Here is a 17,377-nt window from a genome sequence, read left to right on the forward strand (position 1 = left end):
CCGCATAAAAACATAATAAAAAGAAGCTATCTGATGAATAATTCTCAAGTAGCTTCTTCTTATTTTTATTTATTCTTACACCACTTATTATAAATTTCTATAACATGTGCATTACGTTCAATTTGAGTTAAATTTAACCCGCTTTTATATTTCTGAGGTGTAAATATTTTTTGTGGCTCATTTACAAGTAATTCAGTTTGTTGCTCATTTAAAATATTTACCCCAACTAATTCGAATATAGTCATGTTACTCTCTCCATTGCTAATAAAATAGATCACCCAAGAGAAAAAAGGCAGATATTTGTAATAACTTCTTATTACTCTCCATTTATCAGTTCACTTAATACTTTATTTTGCAGCTTACACCACGTAATCGATCATATTCGTTCGCAAGTAAAGCGACGTCCATAATTAAGCGTTCTTGCTCAGCATTCAATTGTTTTATTCCCCCACGTACCATAACTGTGTAGCCAGCAAAATTATTTTCCGGTACGCCCAATAAAGTACTCACTGGAATACGCGTAATGTTTGAAAGCGATTCGATTCTTTTTACAGGAATGCGACGTTCACCACTTAACATTGCGCGTACTAATGTCTCACTTACACCCATTCTCGCTGCAAGTTCTATTGTTGTTACCCCATTCTCCATCATCCATGATTCAATTAATGTTACCATCTTACACATAACTTTCACTCCCTATATATATGTATCTTAAGTAGCGTATAAAACGCAAATCTTAATTATTTACAAGTAGAAATAAATTGTTTTAAATGTTATAATTTACCTTAACTCTAAATGGGAGGATATCGCATATGAAAAAGATAATATTTATTGCCTTAGTTACGATTGCCATCATTGTAGGTGGTACAGGATACTATTTTTGGGACAAAAAAAGGGATGAACAAGAATATCAAAAAGAAATGACAATGCTATTAAATGAAATAGAACTATCAATAGCTGAATCCGCTATTATTGGAGCTACATATCAAAAATATTGGGGAGATATTATTGATGCACCAATTTCTCTCGATACCATCACTAAAAATTTAGAAGTGACTGAATCTATCATAGAACCTTTGTTAAATTACGATAATAGTTCTAATACTTACCTCGGTCGAGTAATACAAAAAGGATCTTTTAATACCATGATTTCAATAATTCGAATTGCAAAAGCAGACGCTACTGATAACGCATTGGATCGTTCAAATCAAATATCTGAAAGACTATCTAAACTGAAAAATCCTCCTTCTAAATATGAAAATGATTACAATGCTCTACTAGAACTTTTCGAAGAATACAATACTTTTGTAAACATTTCTACTGATCCAGCAGGTTCTTATATTGAATTTTCAAGAACGCTTAATTCTACATATGAAAGTGTAGAAAGTAAACTTGAGACTACAAAAATACAAATTAATTGATTTAACTAACACTCACTTACTCGATAGTTTGATGAGTGTTTCTTTTTATTCTACCGACTTACAAGTACTTATTTAATTACTCCATTTATTAATATAATTAGGGAAAGGAAGGAGTTAAATATTATGAATGATATTATAGACGAACTACTCAAGATGACTAGTAGTGAAACAATAAGACAGTTCAGAAGTCATCCAAAAAAGGTATATAAATATTACCTGGCAGGAATTTTAAACGATATTCTTTTTAAGAAGTACATTCATGAAAGTTTCTTCTATCATCAAGCAAAATTTATGTTTCATTCAGCAAAATATCTTCCAAATAAAGATGGTGAAGGATATAGAAAAAACAAAGCATTAGCTATTGAAACGTTAAAAAATAATTATTTCATCACCCCTCATCAAGATAGCCAAATAGATATATTAATTGTCTTTTTCAGAAATTATTTAACTGATTTAAAATTTAATAAAAAAACTTTATATTTAGTTTCAGACTTAGAAAAAATTATTCGAATTAAAGACTACTTTAGAGATACAAATCAACATCCTATTAAAAATCACCATTGGATAGATATAACCTTACATGACAATCTAATTCGTACTTTCCCTGAATTTTTTAACTATCAAGATTTAATTAACCTTTGGAACGACTATATTAAAAAATATGATAAAATCTGTGAACTCCAAAAATATAATCTATCTATTCGAGATAATCCCGAATATAGACGACTTGACTATTCTTACAAAGGCAGCGAAAGAACATTGGTTATCTTAGCTACGAACTTCGTCGAATCATACCTATATTATTATTTTTATAACATCAAAGCTTCAAAACTGTACCCACAAAATAAGCTCCATAAGATGAAAGGTTATATTCAAGATACTCAAATTATCGAAGATTTACTCTTCGTAGAACACCCTAAAATTAAAGAAAATGCTTCTATATCGTTACAATATAATAAATTTAATTATTCTATTAAAATTCGAGATAGATTTGTACACACTTCAGCTTTCGTAGAGCAGACAAATAAGATAGCTCAACTTCAACCATTGTTAAGTCTAAGCACCGATGAAACTATAACGATATTGCAAAATGCAATTGATTTTGTATATTCAATTGATAACAATCTTCCTGAAAATGAAAAAATTCTATTTTGGTGGGATAGTTTTGAAACACCTGATTTCAACAAACGTCAATTTATCAATCCACTAAATATTTTTAAATCGTAATCTGTTACGAGGCTGTTCGATAAGTAATTTTCGGACAGCTTTTCTTTGTATTGAAAAATAATCTTTTATGCTTTCGTATCATATGTCTACACAAAAAGATTTTTACAAGATGAAAGGGCTGCCCCAAAGTCGATTTTGACTTTGGAACAACCCCGTTTTCAATTTCTAACTGTCATTTCGCTTTTGAATTTCACTAAACAAAGATTCCCCTAATACCAAGTAGAAAAATGCAATTTGCACCATTGATAAAATTTTCGCTGTTGAACTTATTGGTTCTATTCCACTTGCACTATACGTCAAACTTGTTGAAAAAGAGTAATATATAAAACTTATTGCTACATCAAACCAATTCAGCCCTTCAACTGTTATATCAAAACTGTCATTGTTATTCCAATATATAAAGTAATGTACAAAACTAAAGAAAAAGAAAATTATTCCTAAATCAATTAATAAAGCAATAGCCCTCTGCCTAGGTGTATTTATATCAACAACTTGGTCTACAAAGAATGCAACCATTATGATATTTACTGCAAACATAATCATAATGATTAATATAAAATATATAATAAATTTTCCAATAGGCAGTTGTCCACTTTCAAATATGTAAATTGCTAAGAAAAAGAAGCTTGCTACCCATACAAGAAAGATTACGTGTCTAGTATTAGGACTAAATGAAAATACATTATTCTTTTCTATAACAACATAGTACAATAAATACACTATCAAAGTTATTAACAATATGACGATTGACAATTACATCAAATCCTTTTCTTCTATTTCAATTTTAAATAAACCCCTTATTTCTCTCCCCCTAATTTTAATCTTAAAGTATATATTATACATATTCTAACAAAAGAAAAAGCGAAAACCCACGCAAACTTCCTGTGATCGCTCACTCGGTGTTTGCTGGTCTCTCGCTTCTTTATATGCTCTTACTTACTCCTGAATCGCCGCTTCTAACGCAATGAATGTCGTTATTTCAGCAATAACATCTTATTTTTTATATTTTATATCTGCCTGCTTACGGCAATACGAATATGTAATTAAATTTTCAATAAATACCGAAAACGTACGTCGAGTAATTTTGCCTTCTAGTGGAAACCTTGCTAGCTTAATACGGTCACCATCGAATAAAATGGGTGCGATTTCTTGAACTGTATTCAGTACGTATTCTTTTTTCATACGTGAACGAATACCACTATGCCAAATTTCGTAATAATCTCCTATTTGGTCAATGAACTTATCTAAATTCACTTGCAAATTATATGCGTTATTCGGTTGATCCAGCATGGCAATGTTTAATTGCGTTTGTCCTTTGCGCGTACCATATACCGTATCACTAACTGTTGATCCTGTGGCAAATAATGAAATGACAAATGAAGTTTCATCTCCATTCGGCAATTTAACTAAAAATTTTCTATGTAAACCTTCATAACCGCCTCCTGAAGCATTTTTAGAACTTCTATACTCTAGTTGTAAATCCTCAACGATTTCAATTGGTAACACACGATTCGTCGGCTCATACTTTTCATAAAATAACGCATTCGCAAATTCCGCAAATCGCTTTTGCCACTCTACTTTTGATTGCTCACTAATAATTCCGTAATCGATAAATTGTTCTACTACGGCTTCATCAGCCAAAAATTTTCGATGTAGTCTTGAAAATATATTCAACGCTGCCAGATCTTCTACTGGAATATTTAAAAATTCTTCTACCGAATGAACATCACTGAAATGAATATCATGACCAAAAGCGAAGTAAGATACGCGTGTTTTTTTACCATCTGTGACTGCAAAAAATGAATTTTCACACGCATTATGCGTACCCGTTATGTATTGATGGTCTACTTCGTTATAAATTTTGTCATCAAAATCAATTAACAAATACGGGAAGTCTGACTCATACACTAAAATAAAATCTTCGTATGCTTCATAATCCCAGTCATTATTATTTAAATACTCAATGATTTCTTCTTTTTTATTTGTCAAAAGCTTGTTCATTTCTACACTCCTTCAATATCAATTATTATTTTGTTAAACTCTTTATTTATCTCCTCCTAATTTTAACCTTAAAGTATATATTATACATATTTTCAACAAAAGAAAAAGCGAGAGCCCACGCAAACTTCCTGTGATCGCTCACTTGATGTTTGCTCGTCTCTCGCTTTTTAATTTCTCTAACTAGTTCTGTTAATACGCCATTTGTATACAGTGAAATTCATGATTTTTAGTTACCACGCTGAAATAAATGCTGTATATGAGTGGCAGGGAGCGTGCGGCGAGACTCCTTGGGGAAAAGCTCGTGCCTCAAGACCCCGTAAGCCGCGACGTAGGAGCGGTGCGGAGGCTTGAGCCGAGCCCCAGGAACGCGAGCCGCACTACGCGAACTGCCAATGAATAGACTACTCAACACGCTTGATACACAAAAAAAAGCGAGAAACTGAACCGAGAATTTGTGAAAAATCACATTGCTCTCGTTTCGTCTCTCGCTTCTTTATATGCTTTTACTTACTCTTGAATCGCCGCTTCTAACGCGATCACCATCATGTCGTTGAACGTTGTTTGACGTTCTTCTGCTGATGTTACTTCACCAGTAATGATATGGTCTGATACGGTTAATACTGTTAATGCTTGGCGACCGAATTTCGCTGCTAATGTGTATAGTGCTGATGTTTCCATCTCTACTGCTAACACACCGTATTTCGCTAGCTTTTCGTTTTGTGCTTCGTCCGAGTAGAACATGTCTGCTGTGAAAATGTTGCCGACACGTACAGCTAAGTTTGCTTCTTTTGCTGCGTTGTATGCTTTTAATAATAAATCGAAGTCCGCTGTTGGTGCGTAGTCGATGTTGCCGCCGAAAATAACGCGGTTTAATGAAGAATCTGTAGACGATGTTTGTGCGATGATAACGTCACGTACTTTTACGTCCTCTTGAATAGCGCCACACGTACCGACACGGATTAATTTTTTTACGCCGTACTCTTGCATAAGCTCTGTTGCGTAAATTGAAATTGATGGTACACCCATACCTGTACCTTGCACTGATACACGTACACCTTTATATGTACCTGTGTAGCCGAATGCGTTACGTACAGAATTATACTGTACAACATCTTCTAAAAATGTTTCCGCGATGTATTTTGCGCGTAATGGATCTCCTGGTAGTAATACGATTTCTGCGATGTCGCCTTGTTGTGCATTAATATGAACGCTCATTTAATGACCTCATTTCTGTAAATTATATCTTGTCCATCATAACGGAAAGACGTGTCGTTTTGCAACGAAAGTGTTGTTAGACGTCCGAAGTTGTACTTTTCTGATAACTTTTATACATATTTTGTCTCATAGCTGTTCCAAAGTACGTCAAACGCTTGTGCATTGAGTGCCTCATCAGAAAGCATTTCGATGTAGCTCGAAATTTCGTCATAGTCCGTTGCTTGCTTCGGGAATTGCGCATCTTGAAACGCCGCCTCCGCAAAATGCGTCGCCGCGTCCTCCACATCGCCGCCTCGGTACGTCATGACGTATGCGTAAAAAGTCTTTCTACTCACTATACCCAATCCTTCCACAAATTATTCTCGTCCTAGCATGGCAAATTTCCATGACGTCGGTCAAGTAAAAAAGGTGCGCGCGCGTGTCGTACGCTTGCACACCTGCCGTTTATTCAAATAATGACTTGTATTCGCCGTAGCCTTCTTCGTCTAGCGCACTTACTGGAACGAAGCGCAGTGCCGCCGAGTTAATGCAATAGCGCATGCCACCTTGATCTTGTGGGCCATCTGGGAATACGTGCCCTAAATGCGAATCGGCCGTTTTTGAGCGCACTTCCACGCGGCGCATACCGTGGCTTTCATCAAAAATTTCCGCAATTTCTGGTGCGTCGATTGGCTTTGTAAATGCTGGCCAACCGCAGCCTGCATCGTATTTATCGAGCGATGAGAAAAGCGGCTTGCCCGATACGATGTCGACGTAAATGCCTTCTTCAAAATGCTGGTCAAATTCGTTTCGGTACGGTGGCTCTGTGCCGTTTTGTTGCGTAACGTAATATTGCATTTCCGTTAGTTGTTGTAAGCGTTGTTCTTTATTCATATTTGTTCCCCCAATGTTGTTGTTTAAATGCTTCGCGCCCTGAACCGACTGCGTAGCGATTGTAATGCGCTGGATTTTTTTTATAGTAGTGCTGATGATACGCTTCTGCCTCGTAAAACGGCTTCGCATCTAAAATTTTCACCGCGATTGGACGGTTAAATTTGCCCGATTCGTCCAGACGTTTTTTCGACGCTTCCGCAATGGCGCGCTGTTGCTCGTCATGCACGAAAATGGCTGTCGTATACGATTCGCCGCGGTCGTAAAATTGCCCGCCTGCATCGGTCGGATCGATGAGCGTCCAATATAGCTCGACTAACTCCTCATACGGGTAAATGCTCGGGTCAAACGTAATTTGCACTGCCTCTAAATGCCCCGTCGTCTCGCTGCACACTTGCTCGTACGTCGGATTTGGCACGTGCCCTCCTGTATAGCCTGAAATGACTGATTCAATGCCTGGCTGCTCGTCAAACGGCTTCACCATGCACCAAAAGCAGCCGCCTGCGAATGTTGCTTTTTCCATTATTGCTCGCCTTCTTTCACTGTAGGAATAATAATTTCGAGTTGAATTTCATTTGCGGCTAAGTCAATTTTTTTCGCTCGCACACGCGTACCACTGTCGATATTTAAGCGCGATAAATCGACGTAAATCGACGCGTCCGATGATTGCACCGTAATCCAATCTGGGAATTGCACTGCCTGCCCGATCAGCTTGAGCACGTATTGCGGCGGCAGCGATAAATTGCCGATGTTCATTTCTTGTTGCTCTAAACTAATGTTGCCATCGTCATGCACGATCGGGTCAAACGTCATCGCGACCGGAATCGTGACGCCAAACAGCTGCAGCTCACTCGTTAAGTTCACCGTTTCATCGATAAAGAAATCAAATGGAATCGGTGACTTCGTAATGGCGTCTTGCATGTAATAACGCGCAATCGCTTCAAGCTCCGGTGCGGTCGTTTGTACCATGACGACGTTGCCTGCGTGGTGCTGCACTGGTGGTATGTCAACACGCTCGCCGCTAAACAGTAGCGCAACAAGCATCGCGATGACTAAAAATACGAGCGTCAGCAACGTTAAAAATGCTACTTTCCACTTATTCACTTTGCATCACCTCTTCAAAGCCAATTTGTCCATTCGACATCGCTTCAATATTGCACTGCTGTAATGATACGATAGCACGATTTGTCATATTGTCATAGCCTTGTGCATTCGGGTGAAAGTAATCGGTATGATACACTAAATCGTCGTTCGTTAAAAACAAATCATCGACTGGCACGAAGCATGCGTTCACGTCCTCAATCGCCTGCGCTTCCATGACCGCATTGAAGCGATCCATAATGCCGTTAAAGTCATTTTCCTCATCGGTAATGAGCGTGAACGGGTTGTAAAAGCCTAAAATAATGAGCGGTGCGTCTGGATTGAGTGCGCGAATGTACGCCACAATGTCACGATAGCGCTCGCGGTACTTCTCTAGCTCTTTCTCTAGCGGTGTCGTCGTGCTGAGCTGAAACAAATCTTTCTTAATGACTTTCATAACGTCGTTGCCACCGATTGAAATGGACAGTAAATCCGCTTCGACGAGCTGCTCATCATAATGCCCTTTTTTCAACAGCTTCAGCAATTGATCGCTACGTCGTCCATTTTTGCCACGGTTATCGAGTTCAACATGCGCCACGCTCGGCCACTTCTCCATTTCGTCTGCTAAGCGCCCCGTCCAACCGTAACGCTTTTCCTTATCACCAATGCCGCGTGTGAGCGAATCACCGAGCGCTACATAAAGCAGCTCCTCTCCTTCTTTCGGCTCGTCCACCATTTCGGCTTCCTGCTCCTTTTGCGCTTTTTCCCGTTCCTGTTGTTGCTGCAGCTGTTGCCATTCATTAAACGTTTCAGGGTAGTATGTTAAGTTTAAATCTTCTGCTGCTGGGTCGATCGTAACGGAGCAACCAGTAAGAACGAAACAGCTACATATAATGCTAGAAAGCCACTTCCTCATACAAATCGCCCCTTTCATTTTCATTCATCATACCATCGTTTTTAGCGCAATAACATGTAGTATGATGCGCTTTTTATTTCATGACTGTAATACTGTACTATTCCAAAAAAACGACCATTCGAAACGCGTTCGAATAGTCGTTTTCCTCTTTTATTATTCCGCAAAATACATGAAGCCCATTGCACCTGGCCCTGTATGCGTTGAAATCGTCGGACATGTAAACGCAATGTCGACGTTTTTAAAGCCTGTTTGCTCAACAAGCTCCTTTAACGGCTGCCCCATTGTGCTCATGCCGTCCGCGTGTGAAATGCCAACTGCTTTTACCGTTTTGCCCGCTGTTTCTTGCTGGAACTGCTCAAAGCAATATTTCACGACTTGCTTATGGCTGCGCACTTTCGCTAGCTGTAAAAGTGAGCCGTCATCCATCGTCGCAATTGGCTTAATGTTTAGTAGCGAGCCAATTAAGCCCATGCCACGCCCGACACGTCCGCCTTTTACTAAATTTTCAAGCGTATCGACAATGACGAATAAGCGTGTATTCGCACGTACGACGTCTAAACGTGCGACGATTTCCTCGATCGTTGCGCCTTCATCACGTAGTCGTGCCGCTTCACGTAGCTGGAACGCTAACGCCCATGCGATGAAATACGAATCGACAACCGTTACGTCCGCGTTTGCCATTTCCGCAGCTTGACGCGCCGATTGTACCGTACCACTCATACCACCTGTCATATGAATCGATAAAATTTGATCGCCTGGCTCTGTCGCAAGTGACTCGTACATTTCGACAAATTTCCCTGGCGCTGGCTGTGAGCTTTTCGGTAGCTCTTTAATTTCAGACATCTTATGTAAAAACTCTTCTGGCCCAATTTCGATGCGGTCTACATACGTATTTCCACCTAATTGAATTGTTAACGGTACGAAATGAATATTTAAACGTTGTAACTCTTCGCTTGAAAGGTCACACGTTGAATCCGTTACAATGTGAATTCGCCCCACTTGTCAGCACATCCTTCTTGTTAAGTCTCTTAATTTTACAAGTCGCCTTCCGTGCTGTAAAGATGACATTTATCATGTGTGTCAATTATACTTGCTTTTCGTAAATGCAGTAGCGGAATGTGTAGCCTTCGTTCGCTTGAAGCGGCGGCTGCTCGGCAACTAACGTAAACTGCGGATAGTGCGGGAAAAACGTATCGCCTTCAAACGTCGTATCGATATGCGTAATGTATAAGCGATCCGCTAACGGCAACGCTTCTGTAAAAATTTGCTGGCCACCGATAATCATTTGCTCGTTCGCATCTGCTGTTAACGCAAGTGCTTCCTCGAGTGAGCCAACCGTTTCAATACCGTCCGCCGCATAGTCACAGTTGCGCGTAATAATAATGTTGCGTCGCCCTGGCAGCGGTCGTCCAATCGATTCAAACGTTTTGCGCCCCATAATGACCGGCTTGCCGATCGTTTGCTCCTTAAAATATTGTAAATCCCCTGGCAAATGCCACGGCATCGCGTTATCTTTTCCAATGACGTATTGCTCGTCATGTGCCACAATTAATGAAATCATCTATTTCGCTCCCTTTAATAAAATGTAAACAGCTGCAAATCGTCTACAAACAGCGTCACGAGCGTTGCCATACAAAGCGCTGGGGCAAACGGAATGATGCGTTCGCGCCGCACGACAAATAAACAAAAGCCAAACATGCACGCAATGCTCAGCATGAAAAATAGCTGCTCGATTTGCACGAACGCCCCTAAAATCGCCACAAGCTTCACATCTCCTGCACCGATGCCATCTGTTAACAAATGAATCGTATACAGTAGCCCGAACGCAACGACTGCTCCCGCTATCATACTATAAATCGATTGCTGCAAGCTATATAGCAACAGAAGCGGCACGCCTATATAAAGCAATACCCGATTTGGTACGATCATATACGTCATATCTGCTACGCTCACAATGAAGCAAAACAGCATAATAAATAGTGCAAGTCCCCATTGAAGCGACAAGCCATATAGCGCATAAAACGCATAGCTCATTACTCCACCAGCTAGCTCAAATAACACGTATCGCCACGCAATGCGCGACCGGCAATGCCGACAGCGCCCCATTTGCCAAACGAAGCTGATAATTGGTAACAGCTCATACCACATTAAATTCGCGCAGCAGCACGGACATTGCGAGCGTGCCGACCACCAGTTTTCGTGCTGCGGTAAACGCACACCGACTACATAGCTAAATGAAGCGACAATAGCGCCAATGATGAAGCTCATTCATGTCACGTCCTTTTTGGCTATTAGTATAAAATGTGTCCATATGCACGCCAACAACAAGTGCGAAAACTATATTTTCGTATGCAATGACAAGCTAATTGGCAAAAGCGTATGGCGGCTCGCTTTTCCTATGCGGTTACTCGAGGCAGATCAATTCCTCAAGCTCGGTGGCGAACACGATGTTGCTCATGAGTCACGAGCTTTTCCTTAAGGTGTCTCGCCGTACGCGCTCTGCCATGATGTAGAAAAACATAAAGATGGCGTATTAACAAACGCTATTTTCGCATGAGCACTGTAGAAAATAGGTTCTTTCACCAGCACAAAAAATGGCTGGACACGTTGCAACGCGCATCCAGCCATTTTTTGATTTATTGACTTTTCGCAAACTCCACTAAATCTTGAGACATCATATGAATTTCGTCCGCAGAAGCGTTCATTTGCTGCGTTAATGCTGCCTGCGTTTGAGCTAAATCATTAATTTGCAACATGTGACGTAAAATCATATCGATCGACGCCTTCATTTGCGTTAAGCTTTCTTCAATATTGTTCGTCGCGTCAGATGAATGGACAGCTAGCTTTCGCACCTCATCTGCTACAACGCCGAACCCTTTCCCTTCAGCTCCTGCACGCGCCGCTTCAATTGCCGCATTCAACCCGAGCAAATTCGTTTGATCGGCAAGACCTCGAATGAAATTAGAAATGAGCTGCGTTTCATCGGCAAGCGTCTTTGCATCGTTTGCCGCAAGCGTCGTCTTTTCTTGCGTATAGGCGAGCTCCTGCGCTTGCACTGTAATCGAATTAATGCCGCTCACAAGCTCGGTAATCGACGCCGATAAATTTTCCATGCGCGTCGTCGTTTCGGTCACCATCGCATATTTCGTGCGCTCCATCGAAATGTCTCGGAACACGCCTGCTAATCGTTGTGGCTGACCGTTCGGATAACGAATCGTCTTGCCATTTGCGCGCACCCAAATGTATTCATTCGCCTTCGTTAAAATACGATAATCGACGTCAAACGGTGTGCGACCTGTCCAATCTTCTAAATGCGCCATTAACTCCGTCGCTACACGATCCGCATCGTCTGGATGAAGGCGGTCTTTCCACGCGTGGTACGTATTCGGAAAATCATGCTCATCGTTAAAGCCGAGCGCTCGTCTAAATTGGTCGCTCCACCAATAGCGATTTTCCGGATGAAACGGATCGGGATCAACGAACGTAATATCCCACGGTGACTCCACAAGTGACTCGTTAATTAAATCGTAACGTTCCACGACATTGTTCAACTGCTCTTCATTCGTTTTTTGCTCATGAATGTTTATCACTGTCGCAATTAAACGAACAGGCTTGCCTTCTTCATTGCGAATCGCAGCTCCAAATGTATGTACCCAGCGATACATACCATCACGAAAACGCATATAATGCTGCACGTCAAATGGTGTTCTACCGGTAGGATCTTGAAAATGCTCCTCAATCGCTTGTAACAACATTGGGTCTTGTTCATCGGGCACAAGTTTTTGCAAATCCACGATGCTATTTGTTAGCTCATGCTCTGCATACCCAAGCATTTCCTTTAACGACGGCTCCAAAATAAATTCATTGTTCGCATCGAGAAATTGATGGTTTGCCAAACGAACTTCCCAAAAGCCAAAATGCTGCACACCCATTAAAATATTTAGCTTATGCTGCAACGTTTCTTCATGCTCCTCATACGTCGCTAATGCATCGTTCATATTGGCTACGACATTGCTCAGCTGCTCATCTTGTTGCTTCACTTCGTAACGAAACGAAAACTGCTGTTTCATCGCCGCTATTTTATGCGCCTCGCTCTGTGCCTGTAATACCGAATCTGCAATCGCCATTTTGTCTCGTTTAAAGAACATATTCCTTTCGCCTCCATTATGTTTCAATCATTTAGTCATTCGGTAAAATATACCCTAAGAAACACATTCAAAACTATCCTTTTCACATATTTTAATAACAAAATATAACATATATCATTTTGAATATAAAAAAAATAGAACTGCTCGTGTGGCAATATATGATGAAGTGTACATTTTTATCACCATGACGTGAATCGCACTCGTCGCGGGCATCACTTGCTCAATCGCGTCAATTTGCGTTTTTTGCAGGAAAATGGCATAAAGCGCAATGACGATGATGACCGACAACATCGAGAAAAAAACGAGCATGCGGTTGCGCAAAAACACTTTGTTATGACGCACCACTAAACTAATTAACGCATTCATGAGCGTTCACCTGCTTCCTCGACAATTTGTACGAATACGTCGTCAAGCGAGCCTTTTATTACTTCAAATGATGTAATGTGCGGCGCCACCGTATGTAAAATATCAATCGCTTCAAGCGTAGACGACAGCTTCATCGCATACACGTCGCCTTGTTGCTGAAGCGGATAACCGAGCGCGTCCGGCGTAAACCCATCTTGAAAGCTGATCCGACGCATACCGCTCCTTCAGCTCATTCGGCGAGCCTTGTGCAACAATTTTGCCGCGCTTTAACACGATAATATTGTCCGCAAATGCCGCTTCCTCCATATAATGCGTCGTCAAAAAGACGGTCATGTTCATCTCAGCACGTAGCCGCCCATACAAGCTGACGCGATTGCGGATCAAGTCCAGTCGTCGGCTCATCTAAAAACAAAATGTGCGGTCGATGAATGAGTGCCCGTGCAATGCCCGCTCGTCGCTTTTGCCCGCCCGACAGCTGCCCGTACTTTTTATGCGCAATGTCCTCTAGCTCCAAATAATCGCTCACAAACGCATAATTTTCCGCGAGCTGCTGTTTCGTCAGCTCATAAAAGCGCCCGCGATGCATGATGTTTTCGTTCACCGTTAACTGCGCATCAAGCAAGCTTTGCTGAAAGACGATGCCAATCGACTTGCGAATCGCCGTATTTTCCTTCAACGTACCGAGCGTATGTCCATTTACGCACACGTCACCACCCGTCTTCTCTAGCAGCGTGCATAAAATTTCAATCGTCGTCGATTTCCCCGCGCCGTTCGTACCTAAAAACGCAAACAACGCCCCTTGCTCGACCGAAAACGAAATATCATCGACTGCCCTCACATCACCGTAATGCTTTTGTAAATGCTGTACATCGATTGCTAACAAATTCCGCATCTCCTTTCGTTATGGACGATGCTTTTCTAAAATGAACGTGATGTGGTGAACGACGAAGTATTGTTTTAGAAATATCGTACCGTTACGTGTTCATACGGCAGGCTTCGCTTTGTTACGCGGACGCTTTCCTCGGAGTCGTCGCTTCACACGCTACGCCAATGCTACATCAACACATCTATCCTATTTACTATACCATGTCGGGCAACGAAAAAAGAGCAACCAGTACATACTGGTTACTCTTCGTATTCAACCGCAATCGGTGCGGATCGTAACTTCTTCTATAACAAAACATTATTGACGAACACAGCTTAAAACATCATCTTCAAACTTCTTTGCTTGTGAACATTTATCTTTCACTAACTGCCAATTTTCGACTAACATCGGTGCTACAACACGCATATAATGAATGCGCGATTTTTTCAATTTATACGGCTTGCGCGCCAATAGTTTGTCTGGCTTTTGGATCTTTTCAATTTCCTGCTCATCTGTATTCAAATATGCTAACATCCACGCTTCCAAATTATCAGCTGGTATTGTCAAAATAACCGGACATTTCATCTCTTCTTCATCAATTTGTAACCACGAACAGATTTGTTGTTGAAGGCGTGTAACATTTTGTGTAATGCTTTCTTCAATATCATAGCAGTTGACTTCTTTTTCACGCGCTACATCGAGATCGATTTGAAAAATAAGTAAGTCGTAAGCGTTCGAACCGGTTAAAAAATTTTGAAAACCCGTTTTAACTGCTATTTCCTCACACCATCGCTGAACACCTTTCCACCCACCGCCGTTTGCACCATAGCCAACATCTGCTGAACCAATTGGCTGCAATACACTTGTCACAAATGGTTGCTTCAAAATGTGCTTAAGCAATGCTTCTAGCAGCACCACATCTGTAGGTCCTTCCGTTACAAATCCAATATTCAACGTCATAAATTCGGCACACCGCCTAACCTACCCATCACCCAAAGTTGAGAAAGTGGTAAGTCTTCATTTATTAATTCATCATTCAACTCAATTCGACGCAAAATAGATACGCCCTCTGAATCACGATCAATCGCAAACAATCGAATACGGTCATCTTTTAAATTTAATCCATCTAATACTAACGGATTGTGTGTCGTTAAAAAACATGTTTTATTTTGCTCCAATATGATTTTCGAAAATAGCGCTGTAAGCTTTCTCGCTAATCGTGGATGCAATGCTTGGTCAAAGTTATCAATTGAAAAAATATGCGGGGCGTCTGGATGCAACGCTAACGTCAAAATAAATAAAATGTAAAGCGACCCTTCGCTTGCATCATAAGCTGTTAACTCCGCTCGATTTTCTCTCATATGGATATCTGTAAAACGAATTGTTTTTTGCGGTGACGGAACAGAGCTAGATAAAATACTTTTATTTGGTGGTGCTACTTTAATATCAATCGCCCAGTCAATTAAATCAAACAGTTCATCTAAATCTAATGTCCCAAAGCTGTCTTCCGTTAATAAATCTGCTACTGCTTCTGCTAACCTTCCACCATTCAAACCGATTGGATCCGCCTGTGTTGGATCCGCTGCAAGCCCTCTTAAAAACGTTGTATATGGTGTATAAATTTTATACTCTGTTAAAAAATCATAAAATGCATTCGCCTTTTGAAAAGTCGTTTCTTGTTGGTTTACACCTTGTAAAAATGACAATAAGCCTCGCTCTGCATCTACAGAAAAACTCGGTAGTAACGGGATTTCGTATTTTGTTGCATTCGAACGACCAAAAACTTTTTCACCATCCGCTTCTAGCTTTTCAGAAAAATATGTCCATTTTGGCTTCGGCTTTTCTAAAGGGTTAGCTAAATGTACTTGATAACGAATGTGCTCATCATTTTCTATTTGAAATTTAATTGTTTTCGCTATTTTTTGATTTCTAAACGACGATTTATATAAAGCCGGTGTACCTACTCGAACACCTCTACTCATTAATGTTGCATCACTTACCTCTCCTGATACAGCTGCACTTAGCACACCTATCGCCTCTAATAAAGCGGATTTCCCACTACCATTCGAACCAACGATCACATTAAACTGCCCCGCATCCATCGAGATTTGCTTCAATGATTTAAAGTCCTCAATTTCCATTCGCATAAAAAATCTGCCTCCCTCATGATTATTTTCATTATAGCATTCGTTATTCTCAATAAAAAAGAGCAACCAGCACATACTGGTCACTCTCCATACTTAAACCGCAATCGGCGCTTTAATCGCTGGGTGCGGATCGTATCCTTCAATTGTTAAATCCTCTAGCTCGATATCGAAAATCGATGTCTTCGCTGGATTAATGTGCAATGTCGGCAAGTCGCGTGGTTCGCGTGATAGCTGCTCTTTCACTTGCTCTAAATGGTTTAAATAAATGTGCGCGTCGCCTACTGAATGGACGAACTCGCCTACTTGCAGCCCGCATTCATGCGCGATTAAATGCGTCAGTAATGCGTATGATGCCACGTTAAACGGACAGCCAAGCAGCGTGTCGACCGAGCGTTGTGTCAGCATACAACTTAGCTTGCCTTCTGTTACGTAAAATTGGAACATGACGTGACATGGTGGCAATGCCGATTTACTGCCCTTTGCCCCTGCGTTTACAACGTCCTCTGGGTTCCATGCGTTGACGATTAAGCGGCGCGAATCTGGATTGCTTTTAATTTGTGCGATGACGTCTGCTAATTGGTCGATGTCGTTTCCTTCTGAGTCCGTCCAACGACGCCACTGCTTGCCGTATACGTTACCTAAGTCGCCGTATGCTTGCGCAAAATCATCGTCCGTTAACACGCGGTCGCAAAAATGTTTTAGCTCTTTTTGATACAATTCGTTAAACGCCTCGTCCACTAAGCAGCGTCGCCCGAAATCTGTCATGTCAGGTCCGCTGTATTCGTCCGACTCGACCCACTTTTTAAACGCCCACTCGTCCCATATATGATTTCCATTTTGTAGCAAATAACGAATGTTCGTGTCGCCTTTAATGAACCAAAGCAGTTCGCTTGCGACTAGCTTAAACGGCACACGCTTCGTCGTAAATAACGGAAAGCCTTTCGTTAAGTCGTAGCGCATTTGATAGCCGAATACGCTAATTGTCCCCGTGCCTGTACGATCCTCTTTTTTTACACCGTTGTCTAAAATGTGCTGCATGAAATTTAAATACACTTGCTCTAACTCGTTTGCCATCGTAAACCACCTTCAACATAAATTCAGCTCTTTCACAAGTTGCGTCG

Annotated in this window: 20 protein-coding genes and 1 pseudogene; 2 read left to right on the forward strand and 19 right to left on the reverse strand. The window is 40.9% G+C overall.

What is annotated here, in order from left to right; genetic code table 11:
- Nucleotides 1-65: 65 nt before the first annotated feature.
- Both A6K76_RS09055 and A6K76_RS09060 read right to left on the reverse strand, forming a co-directional pair.
- Entirely contained in the window at nt 66-245 is a 180-nt protein-coding gene (locus A6K76_RS09055) for a hypothetical protein (protein WP_066464268.1), read from the reverse strand.
- A gap of 94 nt (nt 246-339) precedes the next feature.
- The gene (locus tag A6K76_RS09060; protein ID WP_066464269.1) at nt 340-684 is read right to left on the reverse strand and encodes a helix-turn-helix domain-containing protein; all 345 of its coding nucleotides are present in this window, start codon (nt 682-684) and stop codon (nt 340-342) included.
- Between the two features lie 128 nt (nt 685-812).
- Between A6K76_RS09060 and A6K76_RS09065 the strand changes: the two genes are divergently transcribed.
- Together A6K76_RS09065 and A6K76_RS09070 are read left to right on the forward strand one after the other, a co-directional pair.
- Complete coding sequence (locus tag A6K76_RS09065) at nt 813-1,421, forward strand: hypothetical protein (RefSeq protein WP_066464271.1); 609 nt, start codon at nt 813-815, stop codon at nt 1,419-1,421.
- Nucleotides 1,422-1,544: 123 nt separating this feature from the next.
- The gene (locus tag A6K76_RS09070) at nt 1,545-2,648 is read left to right on the forward strand and encodes a hypothetical protein (protein ID WP_066464273.1); all 1,104 of its coding nucleotides are present in this window, start codon (nt 1,545-1,547) and stop codon (nt 2,646-2,648) included.
- A 165-nt stretch (nt 2,649-2,813) separates the two neighbouring features.
- On the opposite strand, the gene A6K76_RS09075 is transcribed toward A6K76_RS09070, so the two are convergent.
- The 17 genes and pseudogenes from A6K76_RS09075 to A6K76_RS09160 form a co-directional block, all read right to left on the reverse strand.
- On the reverse strand, nt 2,814-3,401 hold the full coding sequence (locus tag A6K76_RS09075) for a hypothetical protein (RefSeq protein ID WP_066464275.1): 588 nt from the start codon (nt 3,399-3,401) through the stop codon (nt 2,814-2,816).
- 240 nt (nt 3,402-3,641) lie between these two features.
- Nucleotides 3,642-4,649, reverse strand: coding sequence for a hypothetical protein (locus A6K76_RS09080; protein ID WP_066464278.1), 1,008 nt, complete (start codon nt 4,647-4,649; stop codon nt 3,642-3,644).
- A 507-nt stretch (nt 4,650-5,156) separates the two neighbouring features.
- The gene (gene deoD / locus A6K76_RS09085; RefSeq protein ID WP_066464280.1) at nt 5,157-5,864 is read right to left on the reverse strand and encodes a purine-nucleoside phosphorylase; all 708 of its coding nucleotides are present in this window, start codon (nt 5,862-5,864) and stop codon (nt 5,157-5,159) included.
- 110 nt (nt 5,865-5,974) lie between these two features.
- Nucleotides 5,975-6,199, reverse strand: coding sequence for a YozE family protein (locus A6K76_RS09090; protein ID WP_083995366.1), 225 nt, complete (start codon nt 6,197-6,199; stop codon nt 5,975-5,977).
- Between the two features lie 109 nt (nt 6,200-6,308).
- A complete protein-coding gene (gene msrB, locus A6K76_RS09095; RefSeq protein WP_066464285.1) occupies nt 6,309-6,737 on the reverse strand; it encodes a peptide-methionine (R)-S-oxide reductase MsrB in 429 nt (142 codons plus the stop codon).
- Nucleotides 6,730-7,257 carry a peptide-methionine (S)-S-oxide reductase MsrA gene (gene msrA / locus A6K76_RS09100; protein WP_066464287.1) on the reverse strand — a complete coding sequence of 176 codons (528 nt, stop codon included), beginning with the start codon at nt 7,255-7,257 and terminating at the stop codon, nt 6,730-6,732. Before msrA ends, msrB begins: the two co-directional genes overlap by 8 nt.
- Complete coding sequence (locus A6K76_RS09105) at nt 7,257-7,838, reverse strand: YpmS family protein (RefSeq protein ID WP_066464290.1); 582 nt, start codon at nt 7,836-7,838, stop codon at nt 7,257-7,259. Before A6K76_RS09105 ends, msrA begins: the two co-directional genes overlap by 1 nt.
- Entirely contained in the window at nt 7,831-8,730 is a 900-nt protein-coding gene (locus A6K76_RS09110) for a GDSL-type esterase/lipase family protein (RefSeq protein ID WP_169818002.1), read from the reverse strand. Before A6K76_RS09110 ends, A6K76_RS09105 begins: the two co-directional genes overlap by 8 nt.
- A 153-nt stretch (nt 8,731-8,883) precedes the next feature.
- Nucleotides 8,884-9,729 carry a DegV family protein gene (locus A6K76_RS09115; RefSeq protein ID WP_066464294.1) on the reverse strand — a complete coding sequence of 282 codons (846 nt, stop codon included), beginning with the start codon at nt 9,727-9,729 and terminating at the stop codon, nt 8,884-8,886.
- A gap of 85 nt (nt 9,730-9,814) precedes the next feature.
- Nucleotides 9,815-10,291 carry a dihydrofolate reductase gene (locus tag A6K76_RS09120; protein WP_066464301.1) on the reverse strand — a complete coding sequence of 159 codons (477 nt, stop codon included), beginning with the start codon at nt 10,289-10,291 and terminating at the stop codon, nt 9,815-9,817.
- Nucleotides 10,292-10,305: 14 nt separating this feature from the next.
- Complete coding sequence (locus A6K76_RS09125) at nt 10,306-10,998, reverse strand: prepilin peptidase (protein WP_066464302.1); 693 nt, start codon at nt 10,996-10,998, stop codon at nt 10,306-10,308.
- 368 nt (nt 10,999-11,366) lie between these two features.
- Entirely contained in the window at nt 11,367-12,878 is a 1,512-nt protein-coding gene (locus A6K76_RS17200; RefSeq protein ID WP_066464304.1) for a methyl-accepting chemotaxis protein, read from the reverse strand.
- Between the two features lie 114 nt (nt 12,879-12,992).
- Nucleotides 12,993-13,244 (reverse strand): hypothetical protein, encoded by a 252-nt coding sequence (locus tag A6K76_RS09140; protein ID WP_066464306.1) that lies wholly within the window; start codon nt 13,242-13,244, stop codon nt 12,993-12,995.
- Nucleotides 13,241-14,136: pseudogene (locus tag A6K76_RS09145) on the reverse strand (ABC transporter ATP-binding protein). The gene A6K76_RS09140 and the pseudogene A6K76_RS09145 overlap by 4 nt, the downstream one beginning before the upstream one ends.
- A gap of 291 nt (nt 14,137-14,427) precedes the next feature.
- Complete coding sequence (locus A6K76_RS09150) at nt 14,428-15,069, reverse strand: hypothetical protein (protein WP_066464308.1); 642 nt, start codon at nt 15,067-15,069, stop codon at nt 14,428-14,430.
- A complete protein-coding gene (locus tag A6K76_RS09155; RefSeq protein WP_066464309.1) occupies nt 15,066-16,256 on the reverse strand; it encodes an AAA family ATPase in 1,191 nt (396 codons plus the stop codon). Before A6K76_RS09155 ends, A6K76_RS09150 begins: the two co-directional genes overlap by 4 nt.
- A 93-nt stretch (nt 16,257-16,349) precedes the next feature.
- Complete coding sequence (locus A6K76_RS09160; RefSeq protein WP_066464310.1) at nt 16,350-17,330, reverse strand: thymidylate synthase; 981 nt, start codon at nt 17,328-17,330, stop codon at nt 16,350-16,352.
- Nucleotides 17,331-17,377 lie beyond the last annotated feature (47 nt).

Origin of the sequence: Caryophanon latum, from assembly GCF_001700325.1 — a bacterium.
GTDB classification, from domain to species: Bacteria; Bacillota; Bacilli; order Bacillales_A; family Planococcaceae; genus Caryophanon; species Caryophanon latum.